The organism is Cupriavidus sp. GW822-FHT03E04, assembly GCF_058801495.1.
In genome coordinates, this window is record NZ_JBXANI010000010.1 from 26,989 (window position 1) to 53,344 (window position 26,356).

15 protein-coding genes and 1 pseudogene are annotated in these 26,356 nt (G+C 66.1%); 7 read left to right on the plus strand and 9 right to left on the minus strand.

Annotated elements, in window-relative coordinates:
• The first annotated feature begins 186 nt into the window (after nucleotides 1-186).
• On the plus strand, nucleotides 187-690 hold the full coding sequence (locus tag AC1RQC_RS15550) for a phasin family protein (protein ID WP_492883883.1): 504 nt from the start codon (nucleotides 187-189) through the stop codon (nucleotides 688-690).
• Nucleotides 691-905: 215 nt separating this feature from the next.
• Here AC1RQC_RS15550 and AC1RQC_RS15555 read toward each other — a convergent pair whose 3' ends face one another.
• The 8 genes and pseudogenes from AC1RQC_RS15555 to AC1RQC_RS15590 all read right to left on the minus strand — a co-directional run bounded on the left by AC1RQC_RS15555 (nucleotide 906) and on the right by AC1RQC_RS15590 (nucleotide 8,249).
• Nucleotides 906-1,184 carry a hypothetical protein gene (locus tag AC1RQC_RS15555; protein ID WP_492883885.1) on the minus strand — a complete coding sequence of 93 codons (279 nt, stop codon included), beginning with the start codon at nucleotides 1,182-1,184 and terminating at the stop codon, nucleotides 906-908.
• Between the two features lie 144 nt (nucleotides 1,185-1,328).
• Nucleotides 1,329-1,886, minus strand: a complete 558-nt coding sequence (locus AC1RQC_RS15560; protein WP_492372094.1) for a nucleotidyltransferase domain-containing protein — start codon at nucleotides 1,884-1,886, stop codon at nucleotides 1,329-1,331.
• A gap of 255 nt (nucleotides 1,887-2,141) precedes the next feature.
• Nucleotides 2,142-2,687: pseudogene (locus tag AC1RQC_RS15565) on the minus strand (uracil-DNA glycosylase family protein); the annotation flags it as partial.
• A 283-nt stretch (nucleotides 2,688-2,970) separates the two neighbouring features.
• Nucleotides 2,971-4,044 carry a porin gene (locus AC1RQC_RS15570; RefSeq protein WP_492883887.1) on the minus strand — a complete coding sequence of 358 codons (1,074 nt, stop codon included), beginning with the start codon at nucleotides 4,042-4,044 and terminating at the stop codon, nucleotides 2,971-2,973.
• 157 nt (nucleotides 4,045-4,201) lie between these two features.
• Complete coding sequence (gene hpxZ, locus AC1RQC_RS15575; RefSeq protein ID WP_492883889.1) at nucleotides 4,202-4,579, minus strand: oxalurate catabolism protein HpxZ; 378 nt, start codon at nucleotides 4,577-4,579, stop codon at nucleotides 4,202-4,204.
• A gap of 177 nt (nucleotides 4,580-4,756) precedes the next feature.
• On the minus strand, nucleotides 4,757-5,680 hold the full coding sequence (locus AC1RQC_RS15580) for a LysR family transcriptional regulator (protein ID WP_174428014.1): 924 nt from the start codon (nucleotides 5,678-5,680) through the stop codon (nucleotides 4,757-4,759).
• A gap of 69 nt (nucleotides 5,681-5,749) precedes the next feature.
• On the minus strand, nucleotides 5,750-7,033 hold the full coding sequence (locus AC1RQC_RS15585) for an FAD-dependent oxidoreductase (protein ID WP_492883891.1): 1,284 nt from the start codon (nucleotides 7,031-7,033) through the stop codon (nucleotides 5,750-5,752).
• A 130-nt stretch (nucleotides 7,034-7,163) separates the two neighbouring features.
• The gene (locus AC1RQC_RS15590; protein ID WP_492387135.1) at nucleotides 7,164-8,249 is read right to left on the minus strand and encodes a calcium:cation antiporter; all 1,086 of its coding nucleotides are present in this window, start codon (nucleotides 8,247-8,249) and stop codon (nucleotides 7,164-7,166) included.
• A 448-nt stretch (nucleotides 8,250-8,697) separates the two neighbouring features.
• Between AC1RQC_RS15590 and AC1RQC_RS15595 the strand changes: the two genes are divergently transcribed.
• Complete coding sequence (locus tag AC1RQC_RS15595) at nucleotides 8,698-9,123, plus strand: OsmC family protein (protein ID WP_150988105.1); 426 nt, start codon at nucleotides 8,698-8,700, stop codon at nucleotides 9,121-9,123.
• 207 nt (nucleotides 9,124-9,330) lie between these two features.
• Complete coding sequence (locus AC1RQC_RS15600) at nucleotides 9,331-10,062, plus strand: BON domain-containing protein (RefSeq protein WP_183032701.1); 732 nt, start codon at nucleotides 9,331-9,333, stop codon at nucleotides 10,060-10,062.
• A gap of 80 nt (nucleotides 10,063-10,142) precedes the next feature.
• Here AC1RQC_RS15600 and AC1RQC_RS15605 read toward each other — a convergent pair whose 3' ends face one another.
• Entirely contained in the window at nucleotides 10,143-11,246 is a 1,104-nt protein-coding gene (locus tag AC1RQC_RS15605; protein WP_492883893.1) for a GlxA family transcriptional regulator, read from the minus strand.
• 122 nt (nucleotides 11,247-11,368) lie between these two features.
• Between AC1RQC_RS15605 and AC1RQC_RS15610 the strand changes: the two genes are divergently transcribed.
• The 4 genes from AC1RQC_RS15610 to AC1RQC_RS15625 all read left to right on the plus strand — a co-directional run bounded on the left by AC1RQC_RS15610 (nucleotide 11,369) and on the right by AC1RQC_RS15625 (nucleotide 26,259).
• A complete protein-coding gene (locus AC1RQC_RS15610) occupies nucleotides 11,369-12,628 on the plus strand; it encodes a M20/M25/M40 family metallo-hydrolase (protein WP_492372100.1) in 1,260 nt (419 codons plus the stop codon).
• 126 nt (nucleotides 12,629-12,754) lie between these two features.
• Nucleotides 12,755-14,017, plus strand: a complete 1,263-nt coding sequence (locus AC1RQC_RS15615; RefSeq protein WP_492883895.1) for a M20/M25/M40 family metallo-hydrolase — start codon at nucleotides 12,755-12,757, stop codon at nucleotides 14,015-14,017.
• 501 nt (nucleotides 14,018-14,518) lie between these two features.
• Complete coding sequence (locus AC1RQC_RS15620; RefSeq protein ID WP_492883897.1) at nucleotides 14,519-25,807, plus strand: hemagglutinin repeat-containing protein; 11,289 nt, start codon at nucleotides 14,519-14,521, stop codon at nucleotides 25,805-25,807.
• Nucleotides 25,807-26,259: a hypothetical protein gene (locus AC1RQC_RS15625; RefSeq protein WP_492829489.1), complete on the plus strand. Its 453-nt coding sequence runs from the start codon at nucleotides 25,807-25,809 to the stop codon at nucleotides 26,257-26,259. Before AC1RQC_RS15620 ends, AC1RQC_RS15625 begins: the two co-directional genes overlap by 1 nt.
• Nucleotides 26,260-26,356: the final 97 nt, after the last annotated feature.

Consider the following 26,356-nt stretch of genomic DNA (forward strand, 5'->3'; position numbering starts at 1 on the left):
GCGGAACAAGGCGGAATGGGATGCATGGGATGCATCTGGCGATGCCCGGAGAAGTCTTTCCGGGAATCGCTTGACTCCTCGGGTAATAAGCTTATGATGTGTCCAATTGCTGCATTGCAGCAAAACGATGATGCCGCTCACGGAACCTTCTTCGACAGCGTTGGATCATCCCCAGGAGACTATTTCATGGCACATCCCACCCAAGCTCAATTCTTCGGCGTCCAGCAAGCTAACCTGGACCTGTTCCTGGCCTTGGTCGGTCCCCTGGCCCGTGGCGCGGAGAAAATCAACGAGCTGAACATGCAGGCCGTCAAGACCAGCCTGGCGGATACCACGAACTACGTCCGCGAATCCAGCCAGCAGCCGGTAGGCGCCGGCATGTCCGGCCTCAAGCCGGAACTGGCGAACGGGTTTGCCCAGAAGATGAACGCCTATGCCGGCCACATGAGCGAGATCTTCGCCAGCACCGGCGCAGAGTTCGCGCAGGAAGCCCAGCGCCAGATGAGCACCTACGCCACGCAGACCCAGGAAGCCATGGCGTCGTTCGGCCAGAACCTGATGTCGAGCGCCGGTGGCGCGTTCCCGGCTGCCGGCGCGAGCGCACCGAGCTGGGTGGCAGCCTACGAAACGGCCATGAAGCCGATGCGCGACGCCTTAGAGAAGGTCATGCCCGCCACGGCTGCCAAGTAAGGCCAAGCCAGGCGGCACCGCTGGCCGCTGTGAAGCCAAAGCTAGTAGCAAGAAAACTGCGCCCATGTGGCGCAGTTTTTTTTTGCTGACAAAGCGGGATCTGCGTCGTCGTGCTCTGTAGTGTGAGGACGGCCAAAACCCAGCCATGCGACTGGGGTTGGCGAAGGATTTTTCACTTTGTCTCTCAGCGAAAAACTGCTCCGCAAATTAGGGCCTCACGGCGTACCGGCCAGTGTATGCGCAACGGGAAGGTACTTAGCCAAGATGCTCAGCATGGTGGCGGCCTCAGCCTTCGATACCGGGGGAAACGGTGAAACGTACGAGGTACCGTTGCGACGCTCGTGGGCCTTCGTGATGAAGGCAAATTCTTGGGAGTCCACGCCCAGCGAGGTGGACACACGCTGGATGGCTAGGTTACGGCCGGCATCTTTGGTGCGTACCTCATAGAACTCCAGTACGGCCTGGACCACCTGGAAATAGCCTTCGTAGGCCAAAGTAAACACCTGCAGATGTCGGCCAGGCTGTGGACCTATAGTCCGCTGCATTACGCAGGAAGCCTGCGATAGCGCCAGGCGTTGGGGCGACCGCCTCAAAGGCTTTCGTCTCGATAAGGTTTTCGTATTCAGCTGCGCGCGGCATCACAGTACCCTCAGCGTAGGGCCTTGTGCAATCTGGGCCATGATGGGGTCAGACTCTAACAGAGCGGCCCATTCAGCAGGCTCGTACAAAGAGAAGTTGACGGGGCGCAGCAGACCTTGTTCGGCCTTGTGCAAGGCCTCGGATAGCTCGAGCAGAGGGATGCTGCCGACAACAATCAGATCGATATCGCTCTGGCCACCGTCGGTGCGCTTGGCCACGGAGCCAAACACGAACGCTGAGGTGATGTGGTCGGCAAAAGGCGCGAGGGCTTCTTTCAGCGGCTCCACAACGGCAAATGATTTGCGCGCGATACTGAGCAATTCTGGATAGAGGGTGAATTCGGTATTCGCCCGGATGCTTCGTTGCCGGCCTCGTCGGGCGTCTTCCCGAAGTACGCCGGCGGCGACTAGGCGGTCCACCTGCTTTTGAGCGCTTCCGCGCCCACTGTCTGCCAGATGCAGCAGTTCCTGTAGCGTAAAACTGCGGTCAGGCTGCAGCAGTGTGGCTCCGAGCACTCGCTGCAAGCCCGGTGTGAAGAGAAAGTCGGCAAGGCTCACGGTGAATCCTCTAAATAGGGACAAGTGTCCTTATTATAGGGATTATTTGATGAATCCTCAATAGAGGGATTTATGTCCCCATTTTGGGGATTAAATAGAGTAGTCAGCCGACGAGCCTGGCGATGCCGACACCGCTGATGTGCTTACCGAAGTCTCGCGCGGCATCGACCAAGAGCTCTGGATGGCCGAGGCGCAACTCGCCGGGGCCCGGGCCAAGCTCGCGTCGCCAGCGGGTGGTGCCAATAGAACGGCCTCCACGCGCCGGCGCAGCACCGGCAGCAAGTCCCGCGCAAACCAGTCGTTGTGCTTGAACCAGCCCTGGTTGCGCGGCGATGGGTGCGGCAGCGGAATAAAGCGCGGCCCATGCGCGCCAAAGGCCGCCACGGTAGGCGTCACGCCACCGCGCGCCGCCGCTCCCAGGAAACGCCGCTGCGCATACTGCCCGACCAGCAAGGTCAGCTCGATCTCCGGCAGGCACGCCAGCAGCGCATCCATCCACAACGGCGCGCATTCCTTGCGCGGCGGCAGGTCGCCGCTGGCGCCACGGCCCGGATAGCACAGGCCCATCGGGATGATGGCAATGCGCGCGGCATCGTAGAACACCGTCTTATCCACGCCCATCCACTCGCGCAGCCGGTCACCGCTAGGATCGTCCCAGGGAATGCCGCTGGCATGCACGCGTGTGCCTGGCGCCTGGCCGACAATCAGGATGCGGGCGCTGGCGGCTGCTTGTACCACCGGGCGGGGACCAAGCGGGAGGTGCGCTTCGCACAGGCGGCAGGCGCGTACCTCGGTCAGCAGGGTGTCGAGGTCGGTCTTGCCCTCATCGCTTGCGGCGCAGGCAGCGACGGACGCTACGGGAGTTCCGGGAGTTCCGGGAAGGACGCGCTTCATGTCCGGCAAACGTGAACGGGATAGTCGTGCCGATGGCGCCCAGTGTATGCAGTTCGGCGAGGTTTGCCAAACAAGGCAGGTGCGCAAGGGGGTGCAATGACCACAAAAGGTGGCCGGGCGGCCACGGAGCCTTTCCAGATTGCGCAAGCGGGCCGCGCCGAAGCACGGCCCACCCGCGTGGCGCTTCCAATCAGAAGCGGTGACGCATGCCCACGCCAAAGCTGTCGCCGTGCGACTGGTCGCTCAGCTTGTCGTAGAAGTACGCGGCATACACGTCGGTGCGCTTGGACAGGTTGTAGTCGTAAGCGAGGCCGGCCGTGTTGCGCTTGAAGTCCGCGACACTGTTCTTGGTCTTGTCGTACGCATAGGAGACCAGCACGCTGCCGTTGCCCACCGGGATCGAAGCGCCAACCTGGCCGTTGGTGTGCTTGATGTCGCCCGTGGCGTTGTTGACGTCGCTCTTGATGTACTGGCCCTGTGCGAACAGCTTGACCACCTTGAAGTCGTAGCTCACGCCGACCTGCACGGCGTTCTGCTTGTCGAAGCCGGCCAGCGCCGTGGGCGCGGTCACATCGCCCGGGGTGCTGTTGAACTTGACCTGCTGGAACGCTACGGTGGCGCCGAAGTTGCCGTTGAAGTAGAGCACGTTGCCGCCCCACTTGTTCTTGCCGACGCTGCCTGCCTGCTCGCCGAACGAGTAGATCGCGTTGGCGGTCAGGCCGCTAAAGTTCGGCGTGGAGTACACCAGCGAGTTGCTCCAGCCCGAGTCGCCGATGATGCCCGGGTCATAGACGCGGCCATTGCTGGCCGAGAAGTAGGTGTGGAAGATCGCCGGCGAGAACACATAGGAGTCCACCAGCGGGTTGAACAGGATGGTCGAGATGAAGTAGGGTGTGGTGTTGCGCCCGAGCTTCACCGTGCCAAGCGTTGCGCTCTGCAGGCCGACAAAGGCGTTGCGGGTAAACAGTGCATCGCCGTCGAAGCGGCCTTGCTTGCCGGTGTCCGGGCGCAGGAAACCGTTCAGGTCGAAGATCGCCTTCAGGCCGGTGCCAAGATCCTCGGTGCCCTTGATGCCGAAGTACGAGGTTTGCATGCCGCCGCTGTTGACGCCGTAGGCGCGGTCCGCACCGCCGGCCTTGGTGGCGCCGACATAAGCGTCAACCATCCCGTAAAGCGTGACGCTGGATTGCGCCATGGCGTTGCCGCAGATCAAGGCTGCTGCCATGACTGCCAGTTTCGCGACCGGCTTGAAATTGTGTTGCATAAAGACCTCCGTGGTTGACCCGTTTTCTCTCGTTGCTGGCTCTGTCGCATTCACTGGGCACGACAACACCCCTCCGGGGGCAAGCCCCGGCTATCTAAAAACGCGTGCTCCTGAAATGGCTGGCGCGGGATGGCGCCGGTACGCTAGCGCCGCTGGCTCATGCTTGCTGCCAGCTCACGTGCGCGGCCACCACCTGCCAGCCTTCGGGCAGCCGCACCCAGCTCTGGCTCTGGCGGCCCAGGCGCGGCTCGCCGGCGCGGCGAAAGGCGATATTCGCGACGGCGAAATCGTCGCCGAAGGTGGTGACGCTGCGCTCGGTGATCTCGCGGGCGAGGCCGTTTGCCGGGCGCGCCGCGCGGAACGCGCGGATGGCCTCGATGCCGTAGAGGTTTTCGCCCGCGCCGTAGCGCAGCGTGTGCGGGCTTTCCCAGAACAGCCGGTCGAGCTCGGCGACGTCGTTGCCCACCAGCGCCCGTTCATAGGCGTCGAAGGCGGCTTCCACCTCGGCGAGGATGGCGGGATCGTTGATTCTCATCTTGCTTTCGTGGGTATCCGGAGCGGCCCGGTAATGCTGCCTGGCATGACTGCGATGGATGCAGTTTGCGGCAATTCGATTGCATACAACCAGCACTTATTTCTTCTCATGGCGCACGCAATTTGTGTGCGCTCGCTGTTGCATGTGCCGGCTCGCCGTGCAAGCCCCGGCCACGCATCAGGCGGCCTCGGCCAATGGCTGGTGCAGGCCGGTCAGCGCGGCCTTCAGATGCTCGGCAAACGCCGCCGCCGCGGGCGGCAGGCTGCGGCCCTTGCGCGCGCCCAGCACCAGCCGCCCGCCGCACAGCTCGGGGTCGGACAGGGGCACGGCAATCAGCGTGCCCTGGCGCGTCTCGCGCAGCGTGCCGGCCTGGAACTGGAAACAGATCGCGCCGGTCTGGCGCGCAAAGCTCTTCAGCATCTCCACCGTGGTGGCTTCCAGCATCACCCGCAGCGACAAGCGGTTGCGCGCGCAGATCGCCTCGATCAGCCGCCGGCTGCCAAAGCTCTCTGGCCCGAGGGCCACGGGATAGGGCTGGCAATCGGATAAACGCAACGTGCGCCGGCTCGCCAGCGGATGGTCCGGGCGCATCATTGCGCAGAAGGGCTGCGCGGACACCGCCAGTTCGTGCAGGAAGGTTGTCGGGGGCGGGTCATGCGCCAGCAGCAGGTCGGCCTCGTCTTCCTTGAGCGCGGCCAGCAGGTCGCCGGAGTTGCCTACCGCTACGCGAAACTGCACGCCGCGGTGGGTGGACTGGTAGCGGCCAATGACTTCAGGCAGGAAATCGGTGGCGACGGACTCGACCGTCGCCATGCGTACGGTGCCCCGCACCAGCCCGCGCAGCTGCTCCATCTGCGCGGCGGCCGAATCCAGATCCGCGAGGCTGCGGCGCACGGTGGCGATCAACACCTCGCCAGCCGCGGTCAGCCGCACGCCGCGGGGCAGGCGCTCGAACAACGCCGTGCCGATATCCTGCTCCACCTCCAGGATCTTCCGGTTGAGCGCGGTGGAGGCGACGTGGAGTTGTTCGGCGGCCTTGCGGATCGACCCAACGCGGGCCACGGCGTCAAGATAGAGATAAAGGCGGGGCGGGTGGAGCATGGCGGCGTGCGCTCGGGCGCTAGTGAGAACGATCCGCTCTCACTAGCAAGGATCGTGCACGCGCCGACGCTACGCGGGCAGCCCGGTCCCTGTGACAGGGCCAACGCCATGGCCAAAGCCAGCGCCAGCGACGGAGCCGCCGCCATGGCAGGGCAACGCGACCTGGCAGTAGAGCTGGCGCAGCGCGCCCAGCGCCGACGCCCGGTCCTGCTCCGTGGCATCGCCCAGCATGAGGCCGGCAGCGTGCGGGGCCACCGACATCACAAAGCGCAAGCGTTCAAGCCGGGCCGCTTCAAACGTCGCCAGCCAGGCGCGCGGGCTGGTCTCGCCCCCGGCCAGCGAAGTGGCGATCAACTCGGCGGCGCTGCAGGCATCCTCGATGGCCTGCGCCACGCCCTGGCCAAGCGGTGGCGCCATGGCGTGGGCGCTGTCGCCCAGGTACATCACCTGCGCATGCGGCTCGGCAAAGCGGATGCCGCACGCCTGCATGCGGTACCAGCAGATGGCATCCACATTGGCGCAAAGCGTATCGATCAGCCAGCCAGCCTGCGGCCCCGGCCTGGCGTGTGCGGGCGTGTAGGCGGCGCGTAGCGCCTGCGGGCCGATGCCCGCGTGAGGCGTCTTTTGCGTCTTTTCGCCGGGGGCCAGCGGCAGGCTGCCGGCGATATTGATCCGCCCGTCCGGCAAGCGGAAGGCCAGCAGGCGGTTAGGGCCGTTGCACCATTGTTCGTAATCGTCGATCCGGCCGGCGCCGGCGTCCGGCACCAGGAGGCGGAACAGCAGGGCACCAAGCTGGTGCATCCGGGGCTGGCTGTCAAACGCGCTTCGGATCGGCGAGTCACGGCCATCGGCCGCGATCAGCAGGTCGATGTCGTCAAGCCGGTGTTGTTGGCCATGCTGTTCCCAGACGACGTAGCTGCGTGCCGGATCCTGCGGGCTGGCGCCGCACGCCAGCAGCTTGCAACGGTAACGCACGGTGTTGCCGGCGGCCTGGCGCAGCACGCGGTACAGCGTGGCGCGCAGGATGCGCACGCCGCCATGGTCCGCCACGCGTGTGAGCGGCAGGTCCAGCAGCACCTCGCCGCTGCACAGCGACACACGCCAGTGATCCCAGGGCAGGCCGGCCTCGCCAATGGCGCTGGCCAGCAGCGGGTCGCGCATGTGCAAGGCCTTGATGGCGTTGGGGCCGATCACCAGCCCGGCACTTGCGTGGTCATCCGGTGCAACCTGCTCCAGGCAGGTGACTTCCAGCCCGGCTTGCATGGCCAGCGCGCGGGCCATGATGCTGCCGGCCACGCCGGCGCCGACGATGACAATGCGTTTGGTGGGGATCCTGGGCGTCATAAGCGTCATGGGCGCCAGTTTGCGCAAAAGGACTGCACGCAACCAGCACCGATTTGGTCTCATGGCGAGCGCGCATTGTGTGCGCTCGGCGGGGAGAAGCCATCAGCCAGAAGCCGCCCCCGCCGAGACTGTGCCCGGCTTAAGGCACGACCGACAAGAACAGGTACGCCGCCAGGATGACCAGGTGCACCACGCCTTGCAGCATGGTGGTGCGGCCCGAGTGCAGCGTGAGCGTGCTGACCAGCAAGGTCAGCGCAAGCAGCACGGTTTCCGTCGGGCCCAGGCCCAGCGTCAGCGGCTTGCCAACCGCGATAAATACCGCGGCCACGGTGGGAATGGTCAGCCCGATGCTGGCCAGCGCTGAGCCCAGCGCCAGGTTCATGCTGGTCTGCAGGCGGTCGGCGCGCGCGGCGCGCAGTGCGGCCAGCCCCTCGGGCAGCAGCACCAGCGCGGCAATCACGATGCCAACCACGGCCGGCGGGGCGCCGGCACTTGCTACCGCCGCTTCCACCGTGGGTGAGAGCAGCTTGGCCAGGCCGACCACCGCCACCAGGCACACCAGCAGCATGCCGCCGCTGGCGAGCGCGATCTTCGTGGGCGGGGGCGGGGCGTGCACGCTTTCGTCGGAGGTGCCTTCCACCAGGAAGTAGTCCCGATGGCGCACGGTCTGCACAAAGACAAAGCTGCCATAGAGCACCAGCGAGGCAATGCCCGCAAAGGCCAGCTGCGACTGCGACAGCATTGGCCCGGGGATTGCGCTGGTGTAGTTGGGCAACACCATGGTGAGCACGGCAAGCGCGGCCAGCACGGCCAGCGCGGCGGTGGCGCCCGGCGCCTGGAAAGCCTGCTCGCGATGGCGCAGGCCACCCACCAACAGGCAGATCCCCACGATGCCGTTGCACACCAGCATGGCCGCGGCAAACACGGTATCGCGCGCCAGCCCGGCCTTCTCGGGGCCGGCGGACAGCATCACCGAGACGATCAGCGCCACTTCGATCACGGTCACGGCAATCGCCAGTACCAGCGTGCCAAAGGGCTCGCCCACTTTATGCGCGACCACCTCGGCATGGTGCACCGCTGCAAACACCGAGCCCGCGAGCGCCAGGCCGGCCAACACCAGCAGCAGCGCCTGACCGGGCGCGGCCATGCCCGCCCCGAGGATGCCCCAGGCTGCCAGCGGCAGCCACAAGGTCCAGGCAGGCAATTTATTCGACGTCAATGGCATCCGATCTCCCTTTCTTGTTGATGAAATGTGTGGATTCAGCTTTTTTGTGATTAATGAGGCGCGTCCGGGCTGACGAGAAAGTGCCGTCCTTAGTGGGCTTGCTGGCCGTTTTCCCCTTGGCGTCCTATTGTGGTTCAGCTTGGGGCGGCAGCAATCCGCTCGGGCGGCAGCGCGCATGTAAGGCAATCGCATCAGGGATTCAGTTCCCTGAAATTCGCTTAAATTAAAAGGAATTGAAGGTTTATTTGCTGGATTTGGCGGGGATTTGGCGGGGATTTGGCGGTTTTTTCCTGCGGTCCGAAACCCCTGGGCGCCACAAGTCGTGAACCCGGCCGGCCATTCTAGCGTCGCACCATGGCAGCACAAGCGTTTCCGGACGCGCCGCAAGCGTCCCATTACCGGTGCGGTGAACGCCGCACCTTTCCCCCCTCGACGATGGAGAGTGCTCATGAAAAAGTACGGATCGGCTAAATGGCAAGGCGGCATCAAGGACGGCCAGGGCAGCATCTCGGCAGAGAGCGGCGTGCTCAAGGATGCGCCCTACGGTTTCAAGGCTCGCTTCGAAGGCGGCCCCGGCACCAACCCAGAGGAGCTCATCGGGGCGGCCCATGCGGGATGCTTCTCCATGGCGCTGTCCCTGATCCTGGGCGAGGCCAAGATGGTCGCCGAGAGCATTGCCACCAAGGCCACGGTCACGCTCGACAAGGACGGCGCCGGCTTCACCATCACCGCCGTGCACCTGGACGTGACGGTGCGCGTCCCGGGGGCCGACAAGGCGGCGGTAGAGCAATGCCTGCAAGGAGCCAAAGCCGGCTGCCCGGTGTCCAAGCTGCTAAAGGCGGAGATCACCATGGACGCCAAGGTGGAAACCTGATCCGGCCACGGCGGGTGCCAGGCCCGGTGTCCGGTCAATATCTCAACAGGCCAGCAGGCCAGCAGCCCAATAGGTCGGGCGTGGCCATCCTGGCTACCTATAATGAAGATTCGCCGTCCCGCGCCGCACCTGGCGCGGGACCGCGCGGGCGTTCAATGGACTGAACGCGTCTCCTATATCCAGACCTTCCAAGATAAGGCAGACATCATGCATAGCAGTGAAGCAGTCCTGACTCAGGCTAGGGCGGCCATCGCCCACGTGCCTTTCCACAGCCATCCCATCCATCCCACCATCCACCTGCGCCTGAGCGACGGCGCGCTGATTCTCGAAGGCGAAGTCCCCGATATTGTCGACAAGAGCCGCGTTGCCGCGTCGGTACGCCGTGTCGACGGTGTGTCCGCCGTGATCGATCACCTGCGCGTTGCCGATGGCGGCGCGGCGGTTGGCGACGGCGAACTGCGCAATGCCATCTGCGTACGGTTGCTGCAGGCGATCGATTTTCGCAATTGCCGCATCTGCGCGCATGCCAAGGGGAGGATCGAACCCGTGCGCGAAGCCGTTGGCGAGTCCAGCGGAGAGATCGCCATCGAAGTCGTCGACGGCGTGGTGACCCTGCGCGGCCACGTGATCAGCCTGTCGCACATGCGCCTGGCCGGTGTGCTGGCGTGGTGGTCGCGAGGTTGCCGCTGCGTGGTCAACGAGCTGGTGGTGGCCCCGGCCGAAGCCGACCGCGACGACGAAGTCACGGAAGCGCTGAAGCTGGTGCTGGAGACCGACCAGTTCGTCGATGCTGACCGCATCCGCGTGCAGACCAAGGACCGCGTCGTCACGCTCGAAGGCTACGCCACCACCGAGGCCGGCAAACGCCAGGCGGAGCGCGATGCCTGGTACGTGCATGGTGTCGAGGACGTGGTCAACCGCATCGTGCTGAGCAACTAAGCGCCACTACTGCCAACAGCACGTCGCGGGTTTGCAGGTTCGAAAGTTCGCAGGTTCACAGATTCAATCGCCGGATCGGATCATGCCGTGCCCGCCGGGCGCGGCATGTCCTCCACGCGCCAGTAGCGCCGCTGCGAGCGCAGCGCAAAGCGCGCCCGGTAGCTCGACATCGACATCCCCGTTGCCCGCTGGAACAGCCGCCTGAACGCCGCCGCATCACTGTAGCCGCAGGCTTCGGCCACCGCCTGCGAGCCATGCAGGGTCACTTCCAGCAGGGTCTTGGCACGCTCCACGCGCAGCCCGTGCAGGTATTCCAGCGGCGTCATGCCGCTGACCTGCCGGAAATGCCGCAGCAAGGTCCGCTCGCTCACGGCCGCCGCCTGGGCCACCAGCGCCAGCCGGTACGGCGTATCCACGTTGGCCTGCAGCCAGCGCATGGCGCGGTAGACGGGGCTGTCGGCGGTCTTGCTGAGCCAGCGTTGCGACACCAGCTCCGGCGTGAGCTGCTGGCGCTCGGCCTGGTACAGCAGCATGCGCGAACAGGTCTGCGCCAGGTCCGGGTCATGCAGGTGCCCCAGCACGCGCAGCATGAACTCCGTCTGCAGCGCCGGCGCCACGCAGCCAAACACGCGCTGGTGCAAGCCCATCGGCTCGCTCGCGGAAAAATCGCAGCGCGGATAGCGCTGGCTCATCCAGCTCTGGAAGGTCCACGGCGCGCCCATGCGCGCGCCATCCAGCAGGCCCAGCTCCGCGGGAAAGGCGATGCCGCTCGCACCCGCCGCGATCCATCCGCCCGCCTGCGCGTGCCGCTCCAGCAAGCGCAGCGCCTGGCCGGCGCCACCCAGGATCTCGCCCAGGTGCGGCGCATTGCGCGCAAGCACGCCCGGCACCACCACCAGCGCATTGCCGTCTTCCGTCGCGCGCCGCCGCCGCGCGGGCTCCAGCCCCAGGGCGGGCAGGGCCAGCGCGCGGCCTGACGGGCCAATCACGGTCCAGCTCAGATCGCGGTCCGCATCCGGGCGTTGCAGCCGGGCCACCCCGGCCGCGGCGCGCAGTACATCCAGCGCGCCGAACAGCATGCCGGGCATGGCCTCGGGCAACCACAGCAAACGCACGTGCAGCGGCACGGGGCGCCTGGTGGAGGGCGGCTCGGGCAGGGCGGTAGTGGCAGAAGAGGGAGGCATGGCGGGATCGGCATTCCAATTGGCGGGATTGATCCTACCTTGGCGCGCCCGCAAGGGCTAGCATCGTCGCTCGGCGAACCACCGCCCTAACCACAATAACGAAGCAAGCAACAGGAGACTTCATGCAGCCATCCCTGCGCCGACTTACCCATACCGCTGTGGCAGCGCTCGCGCTGGCCTTCGGGGCAGCCGGCAGCGCACGTGCCGCGGACACGCAATTGCTGGACGCGGCCCGCGCGGCCGAGCCCGCGTTGATCCAGTCGCTCAAGGACATGGTGTCGATCGAGTCCGGCAGCACCAATGCCGCCGGCCTGGCGCAAATGGCCAGCTTCACGGAAGCACGCCTCAAGGCGCTGGGCGCGACCACCGAGCGCATCGCCGTGACGCAAGGCCCCGGCACCATGGTCAAGGGCACGCTCACCGGCACCGGCAAGCGCCGCATCATGCTGATCGCGCATATGGACACGGTCTACGGCCCCAACACGCTGGCCACCCAGCCGATCAAGCTGGACGGCAACCGCCTGTACGGGCCCGGCATCGCCGACGACAAGGGCGGCATCGCGGTCATCCTGCATACGCTGGCCATCCTGCAGGCAGCCGGGTGGAAGGACTATGCGCAGATCACCGTGCTGTTCAACCCGGATGAGGAAGTGGGCTCGCTGGGTTCCGGCGACACCATTGCCAAGCTCGCGGAGCAGCACGACGTGGTGCTGTCCTGCGAGCCGTCCGCGGGCTCGGTGGTCATGAAGGGCCAGCCGCTGCTGCTGGCCGCGGCTGGTGTCGCCACGGCCACGCTGGATGTGAAGGGCCGCGCCGCGCATGCGGGCGCCGCGCCGGAGCTGGGCCGCAACGCGCTCTATGAACTCTCGTACCAGATGCTGCAAACGCGCGAAGTGGCCAAGGACGTGCCGGGCGCCGCGCTGATCTGGACCCAGGCCAACACCAACGGCCCGCTGAACCAGATCACCGAAAAGGCCAGCGCCGTGGGCGACGTGCGCCTGACCCAGCCCGACGCGCAGGACAAGCTGCAGGCCGCGCTGCAAGCCAAGGTCAGCGCAAGCAAGCTGGTTCCCGACACCGAAACCACGGTCAAAGTCATCTCCGGGCGTCCACCCTACGTGAGCGACGCGCGCAGCCGCGCGCTGGCGGCAAAAGCCCAGGCGATCTACAAGGAGATCGACCGCGAGCTGACGCTGGTGCCGCAGACCGGGGGCGGCACCGACGCCGGCTTCGCCGTGCGCTCGGGCAAGGCCACGGTGCTGGAGAGCTTCGGCCTGGCGGGATTCGGATACCACGCCCGCGACGAATACATCGAGATCGACTCGATCGTGCCGCGGCTCTACCTGATGTCGCGCATCCTGCAGGAAATCGGGCGCAACTAAGGCGCAACTAAGGCGCTCCGGCGCGGGCGGCAGCACCCTTGCGCTGCCGCCCGTGCCCGCGCTAGCATCGCCCGGCAGGCCTCCCGGCTTGCCGTCACAACGATCCAATCCTCCACAGGAGACACCATGCATCCCTCCCTGCGCCGGCTGACCCAGGCGGCCATCGCCACCCTGATCCTTGCCACCGGCGGCGCCTACGCCGCCCACGCCGCCGACGCCCAATTGCTGGCCGCAGCCCGCACCGCAGAGCCCGCGGTGATCCAGTCGCTCAAGGAGATGGTGTCGATCGAGTCGGGCAGCGCCAACGCGGCGGGCCTGGCGCAGATGGCCAGCTACACCGAAGGCCGGCTGGCGGCGCTGGGCGCCCGCACCGAGCGCATCGCGGTCACCAAGGGCCCGGGCATCATGGTCAAAGGCACGCTGACCGGCACGGGCAAGCGCCGCATCATGCTGATCGCGCATATGGATACGGTCTATCCGGCCAACATACTGGCAACGCAGCCCATCAAGCAGGACGGCAACCGCCTGTACGGCCCCGGCATCGCCGACGACAAAGGCGGCATCGCGGTGATCCTGCATGCACTGGCCATCCTCAAGGCGGCCGGCTGGAACGACTATGCCGAGCTGACCGTGCTCTTCAACCCCGACGAGGAAGTCGGCTCCATCGGCTCCGGCGAGACCATCGCCAAACTGGCCGACCAGCACGACATCGTGCTGTCGTTCGAGCCGACCGCAGCCAAGGCCGTGGTCAAGACCGAGGCCCTGCTGATGGGCGCCAGCGGCACGGCAACCGCCGTCATGGAAGTAAAGGGGCGCGCCTCGCACGCCGGCGCCGCGCCGGAGTTGGGCCGCAATGCGCTGATCGAGCTGGCCTACCAGCTGCAGCAAACGCGCGACGTGGCCAAATCCGTGCCGGGCACCCAGCTCAACTGGACCACCGCGCAGGCCGGCGAGGTCCGCAACCAGATCCCCGAGCACGCCACTGCCATCGGCGACGTGCGCACCACGGTCAAGGACGGCGCCGGCAAGCTGCAGGCCGCGCTGCAAAAGAAGGTAGACGAAGGCAAGCTCGTCCCCGACACGCAAACCACCGTGACCATGGAAACCGGCCGGCCGCCGTTTGTCGCCAACGCGCGCGGCCGCGAACTGGCGCAGCGCGCGCAAGCCATCTACGCCGAGCTCGACGGCCGCCAGCTGGCACTGGCCGAAGGCACCGGCGGCGCCACCGATGCGGGCTTCGCCGGGCGCTCCGGCAAGGCGGTGGTCGTGGAGAGCTTCGGCCTGGCGGGCTTCGGATACCACGCGCGCGATGAGTACATCGAGATCGATTCCATCGTGCCGCGACTGTACCTGCTCACGCGCATCCTGCAGGAAATCGGGCGTAGCTGAAGCCGCGCCCGGCTTGCGCGCTAAAGGATCGCGGACATCTGCCGTTAATGGAGGTAGTCGGAGATAGTCTGAATTCCGTTCTTAGTGAAATGTATCTGTTCTGATAATTCCTATTGATTAAGGCGCCTAGGACTAGGATTAGGAATGTCTTAATCCTAGTCCTAATCCTAGTCCTAATCCTGGGCGTTGCCTTTTATCCCGGCGCTAATAACACGCCGCGCGTCTGCTTTTCAATCCCCCTTCAGTAGGTCAAAGCGCGCCCTGCGCTGCGAAATCTCCCGCAATGCCACTTGCAGCCGCCGATTGGCGGTGAGCAGCGGTGTGCAATGCCCGCTCTTGTGCGCTCGCAATACCCCTCTATTCGTACGTGTCCGATTGACCGCATTGCCGTCATCATTAAATATTGTCCACACATTCAAAGAGGGTGACGGTTGTCGCCAGTCATTCCGGCAAGGGTGCCAGTCATCAGAAAAGCACCGCTAATCCAGGGTCTATCCAATTATGAACAAGGGCAGTTTCCGCCTGGTCTACAGCAGGCATCGCGCGATGCTGGTCGCCGTTGAAGAATCGGCCGCCAGCATCGGAACAGGACAGCAAGGCGGCGCACGCGCGCAACGGCGCCGCCGCCGCGCAGGGCAAGGCCCGGCGCCTGGCGCATCGCTGGCATCGCTGGCATCGATGGCATCGATGGCGGCCGCGCTGCCAGCCATGCCGCGCGCGCGCTTTGCCTCGTTTGCCTCAACTGCCTCGTTGGCCTCGGTTGCCCTGCTTGGGCTGGCTGCCCCGGCCACGGCCCAGATCGTGGCGGACCCCAATGCCGGCGCCAACCGCCCCGGCGTGATCCAGACCAGCAACGGCCTGGCGCAAGTCAACATCACGCGGCCCTCGGGCGCGGGCGTGTCCACCAACGCCTACACCCAGTTCGACGTGCCCAAGGGCGGCGCGATCCTCAACAACTCGCCCACCATCGTCTCGACCCAGCAAGCCGGTTTCGTCAACGGCAACCCCAACCTGCTGCCGGGCCAGAACGCGCGCGTCATCGTCAACCAGGTCACCAGCGCGCTGCCCAGCCAGTTGCGCGGCTACCTGGAAGTGGCCGGCGCCCGGGCTGAAGTGGTGGTGGCCAACCCCAACGGCATCATGGTGGACGGTGGTGGCTTCATCAACACCAGCCGCGCCACACTGACCACCGGCGTGCCCGTGTACGGCGGCACCGGCAGCCTCGACGCCTTCCGCGTCACCGGCGGGCAGATCTCGGTGCAGGGCACCGGGCTGAACGCTGGCAACGTCGACCAGGTCGACCTGATCGCCCGCAGCGTCACCGCCAATGCGGCCATCTATGCCAACAACCTCAACGTCATCGCCGGCGCCAGCCAGGTAGACCGCGCCACGCTGGCCGCCACGCCCATCGCCGGGACCGGTCCCGCGCCGGGCATCGGCATCGATGTAAGCCAGCTAGGCGGCATGTATGCCAACAAGATCCTGCTGGTCGGCACCGAGGCTGGCGTGGGCGTGAGCCACCGCGGCGTGCTGGCCGCGCAGGCCGGCGACCTGACGCTCAGCGCGCAGGGCCGGCTGGAACTCGCCGGCAAGACCAGCGCCAGCGGCAACCTCGCCATCGCCGCGCGCGAAGGCGTGGAGAACAGCGGCACCATCTATGGCGCGCAGGCGGTCTCGCTCGATACCGCGGGCGCGCTCGGCAACAGCGGCACGCTGGCGGCGCAGCAGGGCTTGCGCGTCAACGCGGGCAGCGTGGTCTCCAGCGGCACGTTGGGCGCGGGCGTCAATGGCGACGGCGCGATCGGCCAGCAGGCGGACCTGAGCGTGGTGGCGGCCGGCACGCTGTCGGCCAGCGGCAAGCACCTCGCGGGCGGCAATGCCAGCCTGCAGGGCACGGCGCTGCAGCTCGCCGGCAGCCAGAACGCGGCGCTGGGCAACCTCAGCCTCGCCGCCAGCGCGGGCGACATCAACCTGAGCGGCGCCAGCAGCCAGGCGGGCGGGGCGCTAAGCGCCAATGCCAGCGGGGCGCTCGTCAACGACCGGGGACAGTTGACCAGCCAGGGTGGCACCACCATCACGGCCGGCAGCGTCTCCAACCAGGGCGGGCGGATGCTGGCGCAAGACGCAGCCACGCTGCAATCGGCCGGCGCCGTCAACAATCAGCAAGGTGAGTTGCAGGCGGGCGGCGCGCTCGCCGTCAACGCCGGCTCGCTGGACAACAGCGCGGGCCGCCTGGCCTCGCTGGGCGCCGGCGGCCTGGCGGTCACCACAACAGGCACGCTGGCCAATGCCGCCGGCACCACGGCCAGCGGCGCCAAGGGCGGCGTGATCGGCGGAAACGGCGATGTGCGGCTGAAGGCCGGCGCGCTGGCCAATGCCGGCGAGATCAACGCGCGGGCCAACGCCAGCCTGGACGCCAAGTCGCTGGACAACAACCGGGGCAGTGTGACGGCCGGTGATGCGCTCACGGCCACCGTGGCGGGCGCGGCCAGCAATCGCCAGGGCACGATGTCAGGCGCCACGCTCAATCTGACGGCCGGCTCGCTCGACAACGCCACGGGCCGCATCGAAGGCGACCTGGTTGGCGTGCGCACGGCGGGCGATCTGGCCAACCGGGGCGGCGCCATCAACCAGTTCGGCAAGGCAGACACCCGCATCAGCGCGGGTGGCGTCCTGGACAACACCTCGGGCACGCTGGCCACCAACGGCAAGAACCTGACCGTGGATGCGCAGTCGCTGTCCAACGACAGCGGCCGCGTTGCGCACGCGGGCGACGGCACGCTGGCCGTGACCAGCCGTGGCGCGCTGGGCAATGCCGCGGGCACCATCCAGACCAACGGCGCGCTGGACCTGCGGGCCGCCGGCGCGGTGACCAACGCGGCCGGCCGGATCGAAACCGCCGGCACGCACAGCGCAATGTCACTTGCCGCCGCGAGCGTGGACAACACCGCCGGGCGCATCGTCAATGCGGGCGATGGCTTGACCCGGGTCCAGGCGCAGCAAGCCTTGGTCAACGCCAATGCGGGCCGGATCGGCGGCAACGGCAAGGTGGAGCTGGCAGCCGCCACGCTGGCCAATCATGCACAGATCACCGCCAAGGGCGATGCCAGCCTGGATGCACAGTCGCTGGACAACGGCCAGGGCAGCATCACGGCGGGCGAAGCGCTCACGGCCACTGTGTCGGGCGCGGCCAGCAATCGCCAGGGCACTCTGTCCGGTGGTGTCGTCGACCTGTCGGCGGCGTCGCTGGACAACGCCGCCGGCCGCATCGAAGGCGATCAGGCCGGCATCCGCACCACAGGCAATTTGTCCAACAACGGCGGCGCCATCAACCAGTTCGGCAAGGCCAATACGGTCATCAACGCGGGTGGCGCCTTCGACAACACCGCGGGCACGCTGGCCACCAACGGCAAGAACCTGACGGTGGACGCGCAGTCGCTGGCCAATGACGGCGGGCGCATCGCGCACGCCGGAGACGGCGCCCTGGCGCTGACGAGCCGGGGCGCGCTGGGCAATACAGCCGGCGCCATCCAGAGCAACGGCGCACTCGCCGTGCAGGCGGCCTCGCTGGACAACACCCGGGGCAACCTGTCCGCGCAAGGCGCCGCCAGTGTCACCACGGGCGCGGACCTGGTCAACCGCCAGGGCACGCTCTACGGCCAGTCCGGCCTGTCGCTCACCAGCCAGGGCCAGGTGGACAACACCGGCGGCACGGCGCAGACCAGCGGCGATTTGTCGGTCGCAGCCGCTGGCACACTGAGCAACGCCGCCGGCACGCTCACCGCCAACGGCGCGCACGGCAAGGCCACCGTCTCCGCATCCGGCATCGACAACCGCGGCGGGCGGCTTGCCAACGCGGGCGACGGCGCCACCACCATCACCGCCGCCGGCGCGCTGGACAACACCAGCGGCACGCTCGGCGGCAACGGCGACGTGACCCTCGCCGCCACCGATCTCGCCAACGCAAGCGGCGCGCAGATCGCCGCGGCCGGCGCGCTCACGCTGGGCGTGACCCGCAGCGTGGACAATCGCAGCGGCAGGATCTACGGCGCCAAGGGCCTGACCCTCAACCAGGCCAGCACCACGCTCGCCAATGAAGGCGGCAACGTGCTTGGCGGCACCGACGTGCAGCTCACCGTCGCATCCATGACAAACCAGGGCGGCGCGGTACGCGCCAACCAGGACGTGGGCGTATCCAGCCGCGCCGGCACCGTCAGCGGCAGCGGCGAGATGACGGCGGGGCGCAACCTGACGCTCAACGTAGCGGGCGACTATCTCAACGACGCCGCCAACAAGCTGCGCGCCGACGGCGACCTGCAACTGCGTGCCAGCGGCGCGGTCACCAACACCGGCACGCTGGCGGCCGGCGGCAGCCTGGCCGTGCGCGGCGCCAATGTGAACAATGCCGCCGGCGCCGGCATCAACTCGCAGGCCACCACCGTCCAGGCCGACGGCACCATCACCAACGCCGGACGCATCGAAGGCAATGCCGTCAACACCATCAGCGGCGCACTGGCCAACACCGGCGCCGTGATCGGCAACACCGTGCAGGTGCAGGCAGCGGACGTGAGCAATACCGGCCCGGCCGCCGTCATCGCCGCCGCGCAGGACCTCAAGATCCATGCCTCAAACGCCGTCTCCAACCTGGACGGCGCGCTGATCTACAGTGCCGGCAACCTGCAGATCGCCCGCGACGGCACGCGCGACCCGGGCACCGGCATGCTGGCCAACCAGGTCGGCGTGCTCAACAACCGCTCGGCAACGATCGAGGCAGACGGCGATATCGACATCGCCGCGCGCACGGTCAACAACACGCGTACCAGCATCGTGACGGAGGCGGGCACGCCGCAGACCACGACGACGCAGACGCTCTCGCTCTGGCTCGCCGGGCTGGGTGACGGAGAAACCAATGGTCACTTAAGTGCCACGTTCCCCGGATGGGCCTGGCGCACTACGGCGGCAAGCATCAGCGGGGACATGGTCAACGCGCTGCGCGCCCCGGTCACGCTCGAAGTGCCGAAGTCCAAGGTGGTCAATCTCAATACCACGGCCAAGACGCTTTCCTTCACGGAGCCGCCCTTTGAGACATACGGCGGCTACTTCGGCCCGATCTGCAACGACAACGGCTGCACCGGCGGAGACGGTCCGGGCGGGCGCCCGTTTGCCACCAACCCCACCCAGTACTACCAGGACATCCAGGACACCGGCACCACCTACAGGATCACCTTCTGGCCTGACTGGGACCCTGCCAAGCACCTCCGCCCGGACCAGGTGCGCGTGCGCTACGACCTCGGCCCGGACGTTCACGACTACAGCGAGACTTCCCGCACCACCGTCACCACTGTTGCCACCGACCGCCTGGTCAGCGCGACCCCCGCGGCCAAGGTCCAGGCCCAGGGCTCGATCCGCATCAATAGCGACGGTGGCAGCATCCTGAACCAGTCGTCCATCATGGCCGCCGGGGGCAACCTGTCCCGGCGCGCTGCCGGCGGCGGGGTACAGGACGTCGGCACGGTGCTCCAGCAGACGGTCAGCACCACCGACACCTCCACGTTCTACTGGCACCAGAAATCCGGCGGCAACAGCGATGAGCAAACGGTGCCGTATCCGACCACGCCCCAGGCGCCCACCACGGTAGCCGCGCTGCCGGCCCTTGCCACCGCCAACCAGGCGGTGCAGACCACCGCGCAGGACATCACCGTCGGCTCCGTCAACCGCGTCGGCCAGACTGTCACTGGCAGCGGCGTGGCCGGCGGCAGCGCCTCGGGCACGCAGCTTGACAGCCTCGCGGGCACGGCCGGCGCCGCGCCAACGCTCGGCGCCGGCCCCGTCGCGGCCGCCACCGGCACCACCAACCGCCCGCAGACGCTCGGCACCGCCGCCGGCGGCATCCCCAACCTGACGCTGCCCGTCAACGGCCTGTTCACGCTGCGCCCGGCCCCGGCCACGCCCTACCTGATCGAGACCGACTCACGCTTCACCCAGTACAAGACCTTCCTCTCCAGCGACTACATGCTGGGCGCCCTCGGCCTGGACCCGCAGCAGGTGCAAAAGCGCCTCGGCGACGGCTTCTATGAAGAAAAGCTCGTCCGCGACCAGGTCACGGCACTAACCGGCCGTACCTTCCTGGCCGGCTACACCGACCAGCTGAAGGAATACCAGGCCCTGATGAACAGCGGCGTGACCTACGCCAAAGCCTTCGGCCTGTCCCCCGGCGTAGGCCTGTCCGACGACCAGATGCGCCAGCTCACCACCGACATGGTCTGGCTGGTAGCGCAAGAGGTGACGCTGCCCGACGGCACGCATCAATCGGTGCTGGTGCCCAAGGTCTACCTGGCGCAGTCCAACGCCGTCGACCTCAACAGCACCGGCGCGCTCGTCACCGGCAACAGCGTCGCGCTCAATGCCACCGGCAACGTCAACAACAGCGGCCGCATCGTTGGCGACGTCGCCACGCAGGTGCTCGGCAACAACATCGTCAACCGCGGCGCCATTGGCGACACCACCGGCACCACCGTGGTCCAGGCCCTGCAGGACGTACGCAACCTGGGCGGGCGCATCGGCGGCCAGGACGTCCTGGTGCAAGCCGGGCGCGATGTGGTCAACGAAACGCAGACCGTCACGGAAGTCCGCACGATCGGGCCCAACGGCTACAGCGCGGGCGCCACGGGCGTGGCCGCGGTGGCGGCGATTTCGGCAACCGGCAACGCCGTGGTGCTGGCCGGGCGCGACGTCACCCTCAGCGGCGCCGTGCTCGAAGCCGGCAAGGGCGCACTGATCGGCGCCGGGCGTGACCTCACCATTGGCGCGGTCACCCTCGGCACCACGCAGGACGCCGTCTCGCGCGGCGGCCAGAGCTATGCCCACGACAAGACCAGCACGGTGGCCGGCAGCACGGTGCAGGCAGGCGGCAATGTGGTGGCGGTGGCCGGGCGCGACGCCGCGCTGGCGGGGTCCAAGGTGGGGGCGGGCGGCGATGTCTCCCTGATCGCCGGGCGGGATCTCACCGTCACGGCGCTCAAGGACACCACCGCCCACAGCGAAGGCTCGCTGGGCGGCAAGGGCGCGTCCTACACGCAGTCCGCCTATGACGAAACCGTGCGCGGCAGCACCGTGCAAGGCGGCACCAGCGCCACCCTGGCAGCCGGGCAAACAACGCTGGCGGCCGGCCTGCTGGAAGCCAACGGCATCACCGCCGCGCCGGTCACAGGCACGGGCAAGGGCAGCGTCACGCTGACCGGCTCGGAAGTCAGCGCCGGCAAGCCCGGCGTGAGCGGCTCCGGCGTCAGCATCGTCGCCACCCAGGACATCACCATCGGCGAAGCCCGGGAAGTGCACGACGCCAGCTACGATGGCCGCAGCAGAAGCAGCGGACTGCTCTCGCGCAGCTCCAGCCACGACCAGACCAGCAGCCATGCCGACCTTGGCGTAGGGAGCCTGGTCAGCGGCGACACCGTGCGCGTGACCGCCGGCAACGACCTCACCGTGCGCCAGAGCGGCATCGCCGCCACCGACGGCGTAGCCCTGGCCGCCACCAAAGGCAACGTGCTGATCACCGCCGGCCAGAACACCCGCGAAGAAAGCTACGCGCACGAGCAGAAATCCTCCGGCCTCTCCGCCTTTGCCGGCAAGGGCGGCATCGGCGTCTCGGCAGGCAGCAACCAGGCCAACAGCGCCGGCCACGCACTTGCCGTCACCCAGAGCGATGCGCGCAGCACGGTGGGCGCCACCAACGGCAATGTCACCATCAGCGCCGGGCGCGATGCCACTATCCTCGGCAGCGACCTGATCGCCGGGCGCAAGGAAGGCAACACCACTGCCGGCCATATCGACATCCAGGCGCAGAACATCGCCGTGCTGGCTGGCGTGGACCACATCACCCAGGAAAGCAGCCAGAGCAGCCGCTCCAGCGGCCTGTCCATGGCGCTCACCGGCACGCCGCTCGACACGGCGCGCAACCTCCAGGACATCCAGCGCAACCCCAGCACCGTCACCCGCGCCAAGCAAACGCTCAATGAACTCGGCGCCGCCGCCTTCACCGCGCCGCAGGTGGGCATCACCTTTGGCAGCAACCGCAGCAGCAGCCAGGTGGAGACCGAATCGATCTCCCAGCGCGGCAGCCAGCTCACCGGCGCCGGCGATATCCGCCTGCGCGCCACCGGCAACGGCGACAAGGACGCCAACGGCAAAGCCACCGACGGCAATATCCTGATCGCCGGCAGCACCGTCAGCGCCGGCGCTGCCGCCATCCTCGACGCCCAGCGCGACGTCCTGCTGCAAGCCTCCACCGACAGCTACCGCGAAGCCACCAGCTCCAGCAGCAGCGGCTGGAGCCTGAGCACCGCCGCGCCCTCGCTTGGCGACGTCGGCCGCTTTGTCGGCGGCGGTCCCAACAACGGCGGCGTCTCCATGCTGCCGTACGGCAACCAGAAAGCCAGCGCCAGCGGCGACGCCAGCGCCGCCCGGCAAAACGCCACGGTGGTCACCGGCAATACCGTCGCCGTCAAGGCCCGCAGCGGCGACATCACCATCGCCGGCAGCGGCCTGTCGGCTGAAGGCGACCTCACGCTAGCCGCCCTGCAAGGCAAGGTCGACATCCTCTCCGGCCAGGACAGCAAGACCAAGCGCAGCGACAGCAGCAGCCGCCAGATCGGCGACCTGGGCGGCACCGGCTACACCGGCACCGTCGGCATCCGCACCGAGTCCCACCACCTGGACACGGCGCAGACCACCGAAAACACCATCCGCAGCCAGGTGGTCAGCCAGAACGGCAGCGTCACCATCAGCGCCAAGGACGACCTCACCGCACGCGGCGCCGACATCGCCGCCGGGAAAGACGTCACGCTGATCGGCAAGAACGTGGTGCTTGACCCCGGCAAGGACACGGCAAACAGCCACCAGGTCGACAAAACCAGCCAGTACGGCGTCACGCTCGCCCTGTCCGGCTACGCGGTGACCGCCGCGCAAACCATCGAGAATGCCGCCCGCGGCATGGAAGACAGCAAGAACGACCGTCTGCGCGGGCTCTACGCGGCGCAGGCCGCGCTCGCGGTCGCCAACGGCGTCAGCACCGTCCGGGACCTCGCCAGCGGCGGCACCGGCGGCACCGCGCTGATCAAAGCCACCGTCAGCATTGGCGGCGGCAGCTCCGAGTCCGAATCCCGCAGCCAGGCCAGCGCCAACCAAGGCACCACCGTCAAGGCCGGCAACGCCGTCACCATCGTCGCCGCCGGCTCCGGCGGCAAGGACGCCAACGGCTACGCCACCGACGGCGACATCACCGGGCGCGGCGTACAGATCGACGGCAAAACCGTCACCCTCAGCGCCGCCCGCGACGTCAACCTGGAAAGCGCGCAAGACACCGCCAGCCAAAGCAGCAAGAGCGGCGGCAGCAACGCCAGCATCGGCGTGGGCCTCGCACTTGGCGGACAGCAAAACGGCTTCACGCTCGAACTCGCCGCCAGCCAGAACAAGGCCAAGGGCGACGGCGACTCCGTCACCAACCACAACAGCCATGTCAGCGCCAGCGACCAGCTCACCATCACCAGCGGGCGCGACACCAACCTCAAGGGCGCGCAAGTCACCGGCGACACCGTGCGGGCAGAGGTGGGGCGCAACCTCAATGTGGAAAGCCGGCAAGACACCGACAACTACCACAGCCGCGAATCGTCATCCGGCTTCCAGGCCAGCCTGTGCGTGCCCCCGATCTGCTACGGCACCACGGTCAGCGGCAGCGTCAGTGTGTCGAGCGGCAACACCGACAGCACCTACAACTCGGTCAGGGAGCAAAGCGGCATCTACGCGGGCAATGGCGGGTTCCAGGTCAACGTCAAGCAGAACACGGACCTGAAGGGCGCGGTGCTGGCCAGCACGGCTGACGCTGGCAAGAACAGCCTCACCACCGGCACGCTGACCACCAGCGATATTGAGAACAAGGCGGAGTACAGCAGTAGTTCGTCGACTATTGCCGGCAGCTTCACCGCGGGCAAGAGCATGCCCGACGTCAAAGACGGCGACACCCTGATCAAGGCGCACACCGAATGGGGCAACGGGAACCTGCTGCAGAACGGTGTCAACTCCCTGGCAGCCACAGCAGCAGGCAATGCGCAAAAGCCGATCGAAGGCAACGCCGCCGGCACTACCCGGAGCGCCATTGCCAATAGCACGGTGACCATCACCAATGCCGAGGCACAGAAGGAGAAGACTGGCAAGACGGTGGAAGAAGTGCTTGCCAGCTTGAATCGGGATACGGATGGCGCTAACCAGGCTCTCGATAAGATCTTTGATGCGAAGAAGGTGAAGGAGCAGCAGGAGGAGAACAAAGTCCGGGCCGAACTGGTGCAGCAGTTGGCGCCGATGGTTTATGACAAAGCAGGAGACCTTCTCCAGGGCCAGCCCACGGCGACCAAGGTGGCTGTGCACGGCCTTCTGGGCGGTCTCATGTCAATGGCGATCGGCGGAAACTTTGCGGCTGGCGCAGCAGGCGGGGCCGCCGCCAAGCTGGCAGTGGAGTCATTCGGCGCTCAACTGCTTGGTATGGAAGGCGTCAGCGTAGAAGACAGAAAGGCGCTGGTGCAGCTTGCAGGCATGATCGTTGGCGGCCTAGCAGGCGGTGCTGCCGGTGGATCCGGCTCTGACTTGGCTGTGGGCGGTAGCGTTGGCAAGGTTGCCACGGAAAACAACTATCTGAAGCACCAAGAGATACTTGATTTCACGAAGGCAAATCAATCCTGCACGGCAAGCGGTAACGCAGAAGCTTGCCGGGAGCGCGATCGGCTCGTTGCACTTGACAAGCAACGTGATGCAGCTCTGTCAGCCTGCGCGGGGAGCAGCAGCGCGATTTGCACAGGATTGCAACAGGAAGTTCGCTCCGCCCAGGCCGAGATCCTTCGTAAGCGGGACGACACCTTCGGTGCATTCGGCGTGAGCCCGGTCGACTACATTCTGCTTGCCATGAACACAGAGGCGCAGGCGGCGGGAACGATGTCGAAGGTCGATCGCCTTGTCGGCACCGCTACCGGCGCCGGGCATGCAATTGCCCAGGGACTTGCTGACATGGCAAAGCTGGCGGGCACCGTCGTGGCCTCAGGGATGGGTGACCAGAAGGCGGGTGAAGAGTTGCGAGGCACGATCGATGGATTGGGTCGGCTTCTGGCGAATCCGACAGCCTGGGAGGCGTTGATAGCTAGTGCTACGGCTGAGCAGAGGGAGAGACTGGCGTCGGCCTACGAGAAGGGAGACGCCAAGGAAATTGGGCGAATCGGTGGTGAGTTGGTTACGTATTTGCCGTTCGGTGGCGCTGCCGGCGTAGTCAAGACAGCGACAACGGCGGCGGAGGAGGCCGCAAAGGCGGCAACCCTCGGAAAGGGCGTGGGGATCACTGGTGAAGTCACTCTTCCCGGCATGAGTCGCCCCGTTCGTCCGCCAAATCCAAGTTTCCCGCCGAACCAGTCTGTGCTTGATGCAATGGGTACAGCACAAATGCGGGATATGGTAGCGAATACGCGTTGCACTGATTGTTCAGAGATTGCGTCGCGTCTGCTTGACGCCGCTGGCGGGAAAGGTGAAATATTGGAGGTTCGGTCAAGTAAACCTCATAACTTAAATATATTTGAGAACGGAAATAACTTAGACGGACTATCCTATCATCAGATCTATACTGATGGCCGCTATGTGTATGATCCTCGTATTTCGAAAGAAGCAATTCCATTGGGGGACTGGGGGCAACATATGAGAAAGATGAATCCAGATGGAATAACAATTTCTAAAAAATTAATAGGACTGCAATAATGGAAACCGATGATACAAAGCAAGGGCGGGAGTTACTTGATTTTATTGAAAAGCTTGGTCCGCTCGCCTGGCAAAGATTTGAGTCTAGATATCCAACTTTCAAATTTAAAGGCCAAGATCCAATAAGCGAGGATAGATCGAAAGTTCCGCCTTTTACTAGTTTTAGATTTGTAGTTGAGAACTCTGAGACAATATCAAAAATCAGATTGGGTGTGGATACATTTGAGGGGAATGTCAAGTGGGTAATTGTGGGTCATTCCCGGGACTTTTTTCCGGGCACCACAAATTGGATGATTTGCCCAAAACTCATTATAGATGTGTCGGAAATGGCGCGAGATATCGGAATTACACCGGAGCAATACGTAGAGGAAAACTATCCAGACTTCGGGCCGTTGGCTTATGCGGATCTACGTGAGTTGGCCGAGCATTTGAAAGCAGTGTTTTCGAAATAATAGCTGCGTGAGTCCAGTTAACGTTGGCTGTGCAATATTAGTCAGGTATTCCGGGCATCCGGATATTTCTGGATGGCGGAGTATATTGTTAAATAAG